General features: G+C 63.9%; 11 protein-coding genes. All 11 read right to left on the bottom strand.

Features of this window, described 5'->3' with window-relative positions; all coding sequences use genetic code 11:
- Positions 1 to 10: 10 nt before the first annotated feature.
- A complete protein-coding gene (locus tag NTH_RS10670) occupies positions 11 to 1,153 on the bottom strand; it encodes an alpha-D-ribose 1-methylphosphonate 5-triphosphate diphosphatase (RefSeq protein ID WP_338530001.1) in 1,143 nt (380 codons plus the stop codon).
- 1 nt (position 1,154) lies between these two features.
- On the bottom strand, positions 1,155 to 1,862 hold the full coding sequence (locus NTH_RS10665) for a DUF1045 domain-containing protein (protein WP_338530000.1): 708 nt from the start codon (positions 1,860 to 1,862) through the stop codon (positions 1,155 to 1,157).
- A 187-nt stretch (positions 1,863 to 2,049) separates the two neighbouring features.
- The gene (gene phnE / locus NTH_RS10660) at positions 2,050 to 3,594 is read right to left on the bottom strand and encodes a phosphonate ABC transporter, permease protein PhnE (RefSeq protein WP_338529999.1); all 1,545 of its coding nucleotides are present in this window, start codon (positions 3,592 to 3,594) and stop codon (positions 2,050 to 2,052) included.
- A 1-nt stretch (position 3,595) separates the two neighbouring features.
- A complete protein-coding gene (phnE, locus tag NTH_RS10655; RefSeq protein WP_338529998.1) occupies positions 3,596 to 4,564 on the bottom strand; it encodes a phosphonate ABC transporter, permease protein PhnE in 969 nt (322 codons plus the stop codon).
- Positions 4,565 to 4,669: 105 nt separating this feature from the next.
- Positions 4,670 to 5,578, bottom strand: coding sequence for a phosphonate ABC transporter substrate-binding protein (phnD, locus tag NTH_RS10650; RefSeq protein ID WP_338529997.1), 909 nt, complete (start codon positions 5,576 to 5,578; stop codon positions 4,670 to 4,672).
- A 91-nt stretch (positions 5,579 to 5,669) separates the two neighbouring features.
- Positions 5,670 to 6,503, bottom strand: a complete 834-nt coding sequence (gene phnC, locus NTH_RS10645; protein ID WP_338529996.1) for a phosphonate ABC transporter ATP-binding protein — start codon at positions 6,501 to 6,503, stop codon at positions 5,670 to 5,672.
- A gap of 137 nt (positions 6,504 to 6,640) precedes the next feature.
- Positions 6,641 to 8,191 carry a TRAP transporter large permease gene (locus NTH_RS10640; protein WP_338529995.1) on the bottom strand — a complete coding sequence of 517 codons (1,551 nt, stop codon included), beginning with the start codon at positions 8,189 to 8,191 and terminating at the stop codon, positions 6,641 to 6,643.
- Positions 8,188 to 8,697, bottom strand: coding sequence for a TRAP transporter small permease subunit (locus tag NTH_RS10635; RefSeq protein ID WP_338529994.1), 510 nt, complete (start codon positions 8,695 to 8,697; stop codon positions 8,188 to 8,190). The genes NTH_RS10640 and NTH_RS10635 overlap by 4 nt, the downstream gene beginning before the upstream one ends.
- An 88-nt stretch (positions 8,698 to 8,785) precedes the next feature.
- Positions 8,786 to 9,877, bottom strand: a complete 1,092-nt coding sequence (locus tag NTH_RS10630; RefSeq protein WP_338529993.1) for a TRAP transporter substrate-binding protein — start codon at positions 9,875 to 9,877, stop codon at positions 8,786 to 8,788.
- Between the two features lie 68 nt (positions 9,878 to 9,945).
- A complete protein-coding gene (gene hutU, locus NTH_RS10625) occupies positions 9,946 to 11,619 on the bottom strand; it encodes a urocanate hydratase (protein ID WP_338529992.1) in 1,674 nt (557 codons plus the stop codon).
- Positions 11,616 to 12,425, bottom strand: coding sequence for an N-formylglutamate deformylase (hutG, locus tag NTH_RS10620; protein WP_338529991.1), 810 nt, complete (start codon positions 12,423 to 12,425; stop codon positions 11,616 to 11,618). Before hutG ends, hutU begins: the two co-directional genes overlap by 4 nt.
- Positions 12,426 to 12,473 lie beyond the last annotated feature (48 nt).

Below are 12,473 nucleotides of genomic sequence, written 5' to 3'. Positions count from 1 at the left end.
CAACCGTTTCCTAGGCCACACGCTCGCCGGCGCGCCAGACGGTGCGCACGACGGGAATGCCGGTATCGAGCCGGACGCGGACGAGGTCGGCCCGGCGGCCGGGTTCGATGACGCCGCGGTCGGTCAGGCCCACAGCTTCGGCAGGGTTCTTCGATACCTTCGCGACCGCCTCGGGCAGGGAAATTCCATCGACAACCTCGCCCAGGTGGAACGCCGCCTGGACCAGGCTGAAGGGAATATAGTCGGAAGAAAGGATGTCGAGGTCACCGCCAAGCGCCAGTTCGCGTGCCGAGACGTTGCCCGAGTGCGAGCCGCCGCGCACCACGTTGGGCGCGCCCATCAGCACCGCCATGCCGGAACCCTTGGAGGCCCTTGCCGCCTCGGCCGTCGTTGGAAATTCGGCCACGCGCACGCCATCGCGCTCCGCCTCAGCCACGTGGTCAGTGGTCGCGTCGTCGTGGCTGGCGAGGATGATCCCACGCTCCCGGCATGCCTCGGCGATGGCCCGGCGGTTGGGCGCGGAATTGGCGCGCGATTCGCTCGTGCGTTTTTCGCAGAACCTCTCGAAACCCGCATCGTCCAGGTTCATCTTGGCCTTGTAGTAGGTGGCGTAGGCCTGAAGGTTCGTGAACTGCCGCTGGCCCGGAGAATGATCCATCAGCGATGCAAGCTTCACCCGGTCGTCGCCGGCAAGAAGGGCGAAGCCTTCCAGGCAATCGGAGGCCGAGACTTCGCAGCGCAGATGCAGAAAATGCTCGGCCCGCAGCCGGCCGGCATCCATGCTTCCTGCGATGGCGTCAGCCAATGCGCGCACGTCGTCCACCATCATATCGCTGTCCTCGTCGAGGCCGACGCGCAGCGCATCGAAGACCGTGGTAATGCCCGAGGCAGCGATCTGCGCATCGTGGGCCAGAACGGCGGCGACCGGATTCCAGCGCACCTTGGGGCGCGGCGCATAGTGGCGCTCCAGGTGGTCCGTGTGCAGTTCGACGAGGCCGGGGATCAGATAATCGCCCTCCATGTCCTCGCCGCCGGCGGAGACCGGGCCCCTGGAGATATCTTCTATCCTGCCGTCCCGAACATGGACGGCCCCGTCGATGACCTCGTCGGCCAGGACGATGCGGGCGTTCTTGAAAATTATCTGCGATGTCATGTCAGGCGGTTTTCCTCTCCCTTGCACGACCCATCTCGTGGAAGGACTTGATGTGGAATGGCGCGCCGGCTTCCGGTTCGGCGAAAAGAGCCAGCGACGAAATGTCGAGCGGCTCCAGGAGCAGCGGGCCGAAGAAGGCCTCTATGGCCTTTTCCATGCGCGGTGCCTCGGCGGCGGGCACGCGGCCGGTCAGCGTCATGTGGAACCGGAATTCGTCATGCACGTAAGGATAGCCCCATTTGTGAAGATTCTTTAGCTGCGCGGGCGAAAGACTATCTGGATTGCGGCGCTCGATCTCGGCTTGCGTCAGCGGCGCACGGAAGGGTTCGAATTCCGTCACGATGTCGGAGGCCAGCCGGTCGAGCGCTTCAAAAGGCACTTGCGGGACGATGGCGAAGAACCCGTCGAGCCGTGCCACGGCAATGCGTTCGACCACCACGGGCTCACGCCGGGAGGCAAATGCGTCCAAGGCCGAAACCAGCTCGGATTCGCTGCGCCCCTCTGCAAGCCGGAAAGGCGCCTTCAGCGTGGCGTGAAAACCGTAGCGCCGGGGCGGAGCCGTATGAAAGGCCATTTCGGCGGCTGAGAAACCGTCGACGCCAATCGGCCTTGCATCATCCCGTGCAAACGGGCTGCGTCCCAGCCATCTGGCGGCAACCTGCCCGAGCGGATCGTCCTTTCCGGGCGTGAAATATATCGCATACCGCATGCTTTTCATCCTCGCGCGCTCCGGATTACCTGATTCTGCGCAATTCCGGGCGGAAACCGGCCTCTGTTCCTGAAACTGCGCTGGTTTCTATAACCGATCGCGTTGCAATAGGCGATTTGCGTGACAGAAAGACGAAGCCGCCGACAGATTCAGTTGCCGGCCACCGACCGGTCCAGCCATCATAACCTCAATGCGCGCTTCTTGCGTCGGTTCCTATCAAACGCTGGCGGAGCATGCTCGATATATTGTCGAAAACGAACACCACCATCAAAATGAGCAGCACCATATAGGCCACGTTCTCCCAGTCCGAATTCGTGCGCATGGCTTCCCACAGCTTCAGGCCTATGCCGCCTGCGCCCACGGCGCCAATAATCGTGGCCGAGCGCGTGTTCGATTCCCAGAAGTAGAGCGCCTGGCTCAGGAACACCGGCAGCACCTGCGGCAGCACGCCGTAGCGCTGCACCACGACGGGTGAGGCACCCACGGAGCGCACGCCCTCGCGCTGCTTGTCGTCAATGTTCTCCAGCGTTTCGGAATAGAGCTTGCCGAAGGTGCCGGTGTCGGTGAAGAAGATCGCCGAAATGCCCGCCAGCGGTCCCGGCCCGAAGGCGCGGGTGAAGAACAGCGCCCAGATGAGCATGTCGACGCAGCGCAGGAAGTCGAACAGCCGCTTAAGAGCAAAGTTGGCGATGCGGCTCGGATAGATGTTGCGCGCGGCAGCAAAAGACAGCGGAAAAGCCACGATCACCGCGAGCACCGTGCCCGCGAAAGCCATGACGATGGTCTGCAAGAGCTTCAGCCAGACGTCCCCGTGCTGCCACTCGGAATTATTGACGAAATTGTCGAAGGCGAGCGCGGCGTTGGAAATATCGGGCTGCAGGCGCGGGCCGAACAGGATGAGACTGGCAACCTCCCCGACCGGCCGGCCCCAGAAGGGCGATCGCGGGTCGAAGAAGAAATTCTCCCAGCCGAAGAACCGGCGGCTGATCTTGACCTTGTTGTCGCGGATTTCGGCGCGACCGGCGAAGCCGAAATAGACCGTCACCTTCGCGCCAGGCTCGCGCTGGCTTGCCCAGGAAGGAAGATCGCCGGGCGCGATGACGCCGGTGGCCCGGTCGATCTCCAGCATGATCGTCTCGCCGCCGCGGGTCAGGCGCACCAGACCGGGCAGGATATCGACACGGCCGGCGTCGCCGAACTCGACGGAAGCTTCCACCACCGCTTCCCGCCTCGATGCGGCCGGTTCGCTGTCGGCCTGCCGCGGTGATCCGCTGTCTGCGCCCGCGACCGGGCCGAGAAAGCTGTCGGTATCGTCCTGCGAGCCGCCATCGTCGAGACTGCCGAGGAAGCCGGCTCCCGAGGTCGCGCCCTCGGTGGCCGTCGGCTTGGCCTCGGATCGAATCTCGACCGTTTGCGATTTCAGGGAAACCCAGTCCGGCTGGGGATCGGCTCCCAGCGGGGAGAAACGCGGATAGGAGATTTCCAGATGGTTGTCTTTGAAGTCTATGTCCGGGCGGACTTCGTAGGAGACCCAATCGGCAAGATAGTTGCCGGCAATGCCCCAATTGGCCCCGGACAGGACCGCCCCGATCGAGAAGAACCACCAGGCGAAAACCAGATAGGCGATGATGCCGGCGCCGACGAGCCAGCCGGTCAGCCGCTTGCGCAGCGAGCGGGCGAAAACTTCGGGATGGCGGGCCGCAACGCCGTGAATGTCATGGGTGATGCTCATTTCAGCCTCCCCGGCCGAATTCGAATGTCTGGCTGCCGACGAGGCGGCGGCGCAGCCACGCCGAGAACTGGTCCACGGCCACGATGGTGCAGAACAGGAGCAGGATGATCGCGAGGGTCTTGGCCTCATGCGTCTGGCTGATCGAAAGCCGCAGCGCTTCCCCGATGCCGCCGCCGCCCACCGCACCGATGATGGTGGAGGCGCGCACGTTTATTTCCAACCGCAGCAACCCGTAGCTCAGGAAATTCGGTAGGACCTGGGGCACGACGCCGAACCAGACCCTTTCGACCCAATTGCCGCCCGCCGCGCGCAGCCCTTCCTCGGCCTTCAGGTCCGCGTTCTCGACGACCTCGAAGAACATCTTGCCCAGCGCGCCGATCGTGTGGACGGCGACGGCGATGATGGCGGGGACCGCTCCGAGCGAGAAGATCGCCAGAAAGAAGCCGGCTATGACGATCTCGGGAAAGGCGCGCAGGAGTTCCATGAAGCGCCGGACGAAGAAGCGCAGCCAGCGCCGCGTCATCAGGTTGGAGGCGGCCAGAAAGCACAGCACGAAGCCGAGACCGAAGCCGATCAGCGTCGCCACCAGCGCTATGTTGATCGTCTCCAGCATCTTGTAGAAATATTCCGGCAGATAGAGCGACTGGGTGAAATAGATCCGGCCTTCGGGGTAGTTGTATTTGAGGCTGCCATCGTCATAGGGCGATGGCAGATCGAACAGCGCCCGCCATATTTCCATACCGTCGCGCGGCACCATCTGGCCGACGAAATCGAACAGATAGGGCAGTCGGTCGAAGAATTTGCCGGCGTTCGATTCATTGGCGAACCACAGGGAACCGCCCATGGCCAGGACCATGAATAAGATGCCGCCGATCGTATAGAGACGCTTGCGCCCGGCCAGCATCCGGAAATGCCGTTCGACGGTCTGGCCGGCTTCGGAGAGGCCGGGATGATGGGTGGTTGCGGTCATTGTGTGCTTCTGCGCGCGGAGCTTTCAGCCGGCATACGCCGCCCCTCGCCCCTGCCTCTGTCGGCAGGCGGATGAAGGGCGGCGCGCTGCCTCAATGGATCGTGTTTACGAGCCGATCTTCGAGCGGCGGGCGTCGATGATGGGCTCGTAGAATGCCGGCGTGACTTCCGTGTAGCCCTTGTAGTCGCCGCCCTGGATGGCGGAGAAGCATTCCGGGTCGCTCTCCGGCAGCTTCATCATGAAGTCCTTGAAGGCCTGCTTCATGCTGTCGTCCATCGAGGTGCGCACGACGACGGGGCCGTTGGGGATCAGCGGCGATTTCCAGACCTCGACCAGATCGTCCATGTCGAGGATGCCCTTCTCCACCATCTTGTGCAGGTTGCCGGAGGTATAGCCGTCGGAGAAATCGCCGACGCCGGAGGCCCAGGTGGTGCCGGCATCGAATGTGCCCTTGACCACTTCGAGGACCAGGTTTTCGTGGCCGCCGCCGAAGCCCGTTTCGGCGACATGCTCCTCGATCGGCATGCCCAGCGCCTTTGGCAGGGTCACGGCGGGGACGAGATAGCCGGAGGTGGAATCAGGGTCGGCGAAGCCGAGCTTCTTGCCTTTGAGGTCTTCGAGCGTGCGGATGCCCGAATCCTTGCGCGCCACCATCACCGAATGGTAGCCGGTGGAACCGTCCGTCTGCACCGTCGTGAGGATCGGCTCGACCGCATCCGGATTTTCCAGATACACCTTGGCGTAACCCGAAGCGCCGAGTTCGGCATAGTCCAGCGTACCGCCGAGCAGGCCCTGCACGACTCCGTCATAATCGGATGCCGGGAACAGCGAAACCTTTTCGACGCCCAGCACTTCCGGCAGCGCCTCGGTCATGCACTGGAAGTTGCGCATGCGGTCGGCTTCGTTCTCGCCGCCGAGAATGCCGATGCGGAATTCCTTGAGGTCCTCGGCCTGGGCCGCGCCGACGATCAAAGCCGTGAATGCCACGGCGCCCAACAGAGTTTTCTTCAACATGTCCGTCTCTCCTGTTGCATGCCGGTTCTTCCGGCAATCGATTTGTGAGGTTGTGACTTTCGTTTTTGGCCGGGCGGGCGTTCCGCCGGGCCTAACCTGCCAATGCCGGTTCAAGCGCCCGCTCGCGGCGCGGCCGTGCGGGCGTTTCGATGCTGGTCGAGGTGATCTCCTCGGATACGCCTTCGCCGGCTGTGTCGGCACCGTAGATTTCCCGCACGGCCGCTGCGGTCAGCTCGCTCGCCGTGCCGTCGAACACAACCTCGCCGTGCGCCATGCCGATGATGCGGCTGCAATAGTGTCGCGCCGTATCTAGCGTGTGCAGATTGGTGATGACCGTGATGCCGTCGCGGGCGTTGATGTCGGCAAGCGAATCCATCACCACCTTGGCATTGAGCGGGTCGAGCGAGGCGATGGGCTCGTCCGCCAGGATCATCTGCGGCTCCTGCATCAGCGCACGGGCGATGGCCACGCGCTGCTGCTGCCCGCCGGAGAGCGTTCCTGCCTGCTGCAGGGCGGTATGGGCGATGTCGAGCCGCTCCAGCGCGGCGATCGCCTGGATGCGCTCCTCGCGGGAATAGATGTTGAGAAGGTTCATCGCCGTCGGGCGATGGTTGAGCCGGCCAAGCAGCACATTGGTCAGGACGTCGAGGCGCGGTACGAGGTTGAACTGCTGGAAGATCATCGCGCAGTCGCGGTTCCAGCGCCGGAGGGCTGTGCCGCGGAGTTTCGAGACCTCAAGGTCGCGGAAGGTGATGGCGCCTTCGCTCGTTTCGATCAGCCGGTTGATCATGCGAAGCAGGGTGGACTTTCCGGCGCCCGACCGGCCGATGACGCCGACCATCTCGCCCTCGGCGATCTTCACATCGACATTTTTCACCGCAACCGTTTTGCCGAAGCGGCGGGTTACACCGCGTATCTCAAGCATGACCACTCCCATATCCCGCGGACGCTTTCGTCCTTATTCGCGACATGGCCTAGCGGTCGTGCGTGAAGCTGCGATGTCGGCGAAATGTCAGTTTCTTGACAATCCACCGGCGCGCTGCTTGGGGCGCATCCTGGACCTCAGAATATGATGCGCGGTAGCCAGGTGGAAACGGCCGGCGCGAACCAGATCACCGCCATGCCGACGATCTGCAGCATGATGAAGGGGATAACCCCTCGATAGATCTGCCTGGTCGTGATCTCCTTGGGCGCGGCCGACCTCAGATAAAACAGCGAGAAACCGAAGGGCGGGGTGAGGAACGAGGTCTGCAGGTTGATGGCGATAAGCACCGCCAGCCACAGCGGATCGTGCCCCATGAGGATGAGGATGGGCGCGACCAGCGGCAGCACGATCACCGATATCTCGACGAAATCGAGAAAGAAGCCGAGCACGAAGATGAGCACCATCACGAAGATCAGCGCGCCTTGCGGGCCGCCGGGCATCTGCGTGAGGAATTCTTCCACCCGCACATCGCCGCCCAAGCCCCTGAACACCAGCGAAAAGACCGACGCGGTCAGGATCGTCGCGAAGATCATCGCCGTCACGGTCATGGTCGAAGTGACGATGGGGGTCAGGATCCCCTTCTTTTGCGCCCGCCACACCGATTGCAGGACGGCCGCAAGGCCCATCAGCACCAACAGGGTGAGAAATCCGCCGAGTGCCCAGTCGGCCATATCGGTATCGCTGCGCTGCAGGCGCACCGGCACGGAGCCGGCCAGGACGGCGACGAGGCCGAGGGCGGCCGCGCCGGCGACGATGAGGCGGGCATTCTTCTCCGCCCGCGCGCCGGCCAGAAGCAGCGCGCCGACCGCGCCGACGCTTGCCGCCTCGCTGGGCGTCGCGACGCCGCCGAGTATGGAGCCCAGGACAGCCACGATGAGCAGAACCGGCGGCACCACGGCGCGCATGATCTGGCGCGCGGAGGGACGCTCTCCGGCTTCCGCCAGCGCGGGAGCGGATTGGGGGACGAAAGTCGCCTTGATCAGCAGATAGACGATATAGACGCCGACCAGTGTCAGGCCGGGAAGGAGCGCCGCTGCAAAGACCTGGCCCACGGATATGGTCTCGACCGAGAATTTGCCCTGCTCGTATTGCGCCTGCTGGAAGGCGTTCGACATGACGTCGGCGAGGATGATCAGCAGCGTCGAGGGAGGGATGATCTGGCCGAGCGTGCCGGAGGTGCAGACGATGCCCGAGGCAAGCTTCGGATCGTATCCGTTGCGCACCATGGTGGGCAGTGCGATCAGGCCCATCGCCACAACGGTCGCGCCGACGATACCCGTCGAGGCGGCAAGCAGCGCGCCGACCAGCACGACCGATACGCCGAGGCCGCCGCGCATGGCGCCGAAAAGCCGGCCCATGGTTTCAAGAAGCTCTTCCGCAATGCGGCTCTTCTCCAGCACCACGCCCATGAAGACGAAGAGCGGGATGGCGATCAGCACGTTATTCGTCAAAAGGCCGAAGACGCGCTGGCCGAGCGCACCAAGGAGGGCGGGATGGAACTGCCCGGTCATCCATCCGATCAGGGCGAAAATGGCGGCGGTTCCCGCCATCATGAAGGAAACGGGATAACCAACGAGAATGGCCGCGATGAGGGCGGCGAACATGAGAAGATCGAGCGGCAGGCTCATGCGGCATTCGTCCCGTCGCGGTAAAGCGCCAGATCGCGCAGTAGGCAGGCCAGTCCCTGAATGACAAGCAGGCCGCAGAATGCGGGAATGAGCGACTTCAGGAGGAACGAAGCCGGAATGCCGCCGACGGAGATCGCGCCTTCCATCACCGCCCATGAATTGCGGACCGACGGCCAGGAGAACCACGCGATCATCACCATGGAAGGCAGCAGGAAGAGGGTCGCGCCCAATATGTCGATGAGCGCCTTTTTGCGCGTGGAGAGCGAGCCGTAGAAGATGTCGACGCGCACATGGGCATCCACCAGCAGCGTATAGCCCGCGCCAAGCATGAAGAGCGCGGCGTGCAGATAAAGGACGCTTTCGCTGAGGAAGATGAAGCTGACGCCATAGACATAGCGCAGGACCACAGTGCCGAACTGCACGAGCACCATGATGAGCGCCAGCCAGCGCACGGTCGCGCCGACGGCAATGTTCACCTGATCAAGCGCGGTTGCCAAGCGCTGCATGGATTGGTTTTCCCATTCGCAAAGCGGGTCGGTTTCTTTCCGGAGGGACTTCGCGGCGGGACGGGCGCGCCCCACCGCAAGCAGTCGATCACCCGCCGTAGTTATAGTCCAGCGCGCGGGCGTTCATCTGCCCGTTGTCGGCGTAGACCATGTATTCGGCGATGCTCTGGCGGTAGGCAAGGAAGCTCTCGACGATCCGCTTGACGAGTTCGTCGTCGTCCTCGCGCAGTTCCGCAATCACCTCGCCGGCCGCATTGCCCATCGCCACCATGACATCCTCGGGCAGTTGCTTCACCTGAACGCCGTGCTCGGAGACGAGTTGCTTGAGCGCTTGGGCGTGCTTGGTGGAGTATTCGGTCCAGACCGGATTGTAGAGGGACTCGCAAGCATAGGCGACGGCCTGCTGGAGGTCTTCCGGCAGTTCCTCGTAGGCCGCCATGTTGACCGCGCATTCCTCCGCCGAGGAAGGCTCGCCAACGCCCGGCCAGTAGTAGTTCTTGGCGACCTGATAAAAGCCGAGAGCCGAATCGCTCCACGGGCCGATGAATTCGCCGGCATCCAGCGCGCCCGACTGCAGCGCCTGGAACATGTCGCCGCCCCCCATGGCCTGAACGGCCATGCCCAGCTTGGCGCACATTTCCGAGGCAAGCCCCGTGGTGCGGAAACGCAGGCCCCTGAGATCGTCCACGGAGTTTATCTCGTTGCGGAACCAGCCCTGCCACTGCGGGCCCGAATTGCCGCACAGGAAAGGTTTCAGCCCGAACCGGCCATACATCTCGTCATAGAGTTCCTGACCGCCGCCATGCATCAGCCAGCCAAGCTGCTCGTCGGCGCGCAGGCCGAAGGGCTGCGATCCGAACAGGAGAATGCCGCGCGACTTGGAACCCCAATAGGAAGGCACCGCATGGTAGAGTTCGGCCGTGCCCTCGGAGACGGCGTCGAAGACACCATTGCCTGGAACCAGCTCACCCGCCGCGTGGAGCCTGACTTCCAGCCGTCCGCCCGACAGTGCGGTGATGCGGTCGGCGAGCATTTGCGCGGCAACGCCGGGACCGGGCAGGTTCTTCGGCCATGCGGTGACCATGTTCCAGGTGCGCTTGTCCTGGGCGATTGCCGGTGCGGCCAGCCCCGTCGCCACGCCGGCTATACCCGCTGTCTGCAAGAATTGACGTCTTTTCATTGTCGTTCCCCTTGTCGTTTAGATCAGGATGGTTGCCGAAAACCGGAGTCCCTTTTCGGGATCATGCTCTAATTTCCCAGGATCGCGGGCAGCCGCAATCCCTGTTTTCTCGCCCAGTCGAGCGCTTCCTCGTAGCCGGCGTCGGCATGGCGCATGACGCCGGTCGCCGGGTCATTCCACAAGACGCGCTCCAGCCGGGCCGCCGCCGCATCGGTGCCGTCGGCACAGACGACCATGCCCGCATGCTGCGAGAAACCCATGCCGACGCCGCCGCCATGGTGCAGCGAAACCCAGGTCGCGCCGGAGGCGGTGTTGAGCAGCGCGTTGAGCAGCGGCCAGTCGGAGACGGCGTCCGAACCGTCCTTCATCGCCTCCGTTTCGCGGTTCGGCGAGGCGACGGAGCCCGAATCCAGATGATCGCGGCCGATGACCACCGGCGCCTTCAGTTCACCCTTGGCCACCATTTCGTTGAATGCCAGGCCCAGACGATGCCTGTCGCCAAGGCCAACCCAGCAGATGCGCGCCGGCAGGCCCTGAAAGGCGATGCGCTCGCGCGCCATGTCCAGCCACCGGTGAAGGTGCTCGTTGTCGGGCAGTATCTCCTTCACTTTCTCGTCGGTGCGGTAGATGTCTTCCGGGTCGCCTGAAAGGGCCGCCCAGCGGAACGGGCCGATGCCGCGGCAGAACAGTGGGCGGATATAGGCCGGCACGAAGCCGGGGAAGGCGAAAGCGTTCCCCAGGCCTTCTTCCTTCGCCACCTGCCGGATATTGTTGCCGTAATCGAGGGTTGGGATACCGCGGTTCCAGAAGGCGACCATGGCTTCCACATGCTCGCGCATCGACGCGCGGGCGGCTTTTTCCACCGCCTTCGGATCGCTCTCCCGCTTCTCGCGCCATTCAGCCACCGTCCAGCCTTTCGGCAGGTAGCCGTTGACGGGATCGTGGGCCGAGGTCTGGTCGGTCACCAGGTCGGGCTTCACACCCCGGCGCACCATCTCCGGCACGATCTCGGCAGCGTTGCCGAGCAGGCCGACCGACTTCGCCTCGCCGGCCTTGGTCCAGCGGTCGATCATCTCCAGCGCCTCGTCGAGCGAGGTCGCCTTTTCGTCGACGTAACGGGTGCGGCGGCGGAAATCGATGCGGGTCTCGTCGCACTCGATCGCCAGGCAACAGGCGCCTGCCATGACGGCGGCCAGCGGCTGCGCGCCGCCCATGCCGCCCAGCCCCGCCGTCAGTATCCACCGGCCCTTGAGGTCGCCGCCGTAGTGCTGGCGCCCAGCCTCGACAAAGGTCTCGTAGGTGCCCTGCACGATGCCCTGGCTGCCGATATAGATCCATGAGCCGGCCGTCATCTGGCCGTACATCATGAGGCCCTTCCTATCGAGCTCGTTGAAGTGGTCCCAGTTTGCCCAATGCGGCACGAGGTTGGAATTGGCGATGAGCACGCGCGGCGCATCCGCATGGGTGCGGAACACGCCGACCGGCTTGCCCGACTGCACCAGCAGCGTCTCGTCCTCACCGAGGGTTTTCAACGTCGCCACGATGCGGTCGAAATCATCCCAGGTGCGCGCCGCCCGGCCGATCCCGCCATAGACGACGAGCTCATTGGGGTTTTCGGCCACCTCGGCGTCGAGATTGTTCATCAGCATGCGCAGCGGCGCTTCCGTGAGCCAGCTCCTGGCGTTGAGTTCCGGCCCGCGCGGGGCTTTCACGTCGCGGATGTTGTGGCGCGGGTTTGTCATCGCTCTTTCCTTTTCATCGACAGCGCGATGTCCTCGAGGCGTTCAAGAACAACCTTCAGATGCGGGCGCAGGCGCTCCGCCTTGTCCGGATCATAAGCAAAGGGCAGGGCCTCGGAGGCGAGATAAGTTGCCTGCGCGAGTTCCATCTGGATGGCGTGCTGCCCGTTGTCCGGCTGTCCGTAGTGACGCGTCGTCCAGCCGCCGACGAAGCGGCCGTTGAGCACGCTGGTGTGGCCATCGGCCGCCTCACAGACATCCACCACCGCCCGCTCAATCGCAGGCGCGCATGTCCTGCCGTGGTCGGTGCCGATATTGAAATCGGGCAGCCGCCCTTCGAAGAGAAACGGGCAATGGGAGCGTATGGAGTGGCAATCATAAAGGATGGCCAGGCCGTGCAGAGCTTTCACCCGCTCTATCTCGGCAGCGAGCGCCGCATGATAGGGGGCATGGAAGGTGGCAAGCCGCTCGGCCGTATCGGCTTCCGTGGGCTCGTGGCCCGGTCTCCAGATCGGCCGATTGTCGAAATCGATCAGCGGCACCAGGCCGGTCGTGTTCTGGCCGGGATAAAGGCTTTGGCCGGAAGGACTGCGGTTGGCGTCGATCACGTAGCGGTGGAATGTCGCGCGCACCGTGGTCGCGCCCTCCAGCAGTCCATCATAGAGCCGGTGGACGTGCCAGTCCGTATCGGTGAGCAGCCGCCCCTGGTCGTTGAGACGGGCGCGGATGTCTTCCGGGACATGGGTTCCCGTGTGCGGCAGGCCGAGAATGATGGGCGAGGTGCCCTGATGCACGTCGACTGGGGTCATCGAAGACCTCCGGAAATGCCGCGCTGCCCCTCATCCGCCTGCCGGAAC

Origin of the sequence: Nitratireductor thuwali (assembly GCF_036621415.1) — a bacterium.
GTDB lineage: Bacteria > Pseudomonadota > Alphaproteobacteria > Rhizobiales > Rhizobiaceae > Chelativorans > Chelativorans thuwali.
This window is presented reverse-complemented; position numbering and strand designations above follow the sequence as displayed.